This is a genomic window from Pleomorphochaeta sp. DL1XJH-081 (assembly GCF_049310885.1).
Taxonomy (GTDB): Bacteria; Spirochaetota; Spirochaetia; order Sphaerochaetales; family Sphaerochaetaceae; genus CAYZJV01.
This window is the reverse complement of sequence record NZ_JBMDYO010000105.1, coordinates 1-271: the sequence shown is the minus strand read 5'-3', so window position 1 is coordinate 271 and position 271 is coordinate 1. Positions and strand designations below refer to the sequence as shown.

The 271-nt window shown below is 39.9% G+C and carries 1 protein-coding gene; it reads left to right on the top strand.

The genetic code is table 11. From position 1 onward, the window contains the following. Positions 1-205: hypothetical protein (locus tag ACODJP_RS14075; RefSeq protein WP_422482566.1), on the top strand; the 205-nt coding region annotated here is incomplete at its 5' end. Positions 206-271 lie beyond the last annotated feature (66 nt).

Here is a 271-nt window from a genome sequence, read left to right as displayed (position 1 = left end):
ATGGTCTTCTTTTTGCTCATATTTTCAATGGTTATATTGTGAAATGGCGGTCTTATCTACAGTGGTGAAAGATGTGTTTAGTTTATCTTCTGAACTCATGCTGGTTATTATGGTTGTGGATTTTTTCCCTTTACAAATTCTTCAGCTTGGATGTGCAACTTATATGTCTGGTTTCCGTGGTAATGTCACACTTACCCTAAGGTAGAATGTGTGTTGGACTTGCCTGCTAACAGAACCTGCTGGATGGGACTTGGGTGTAGCTTCCTGTGAA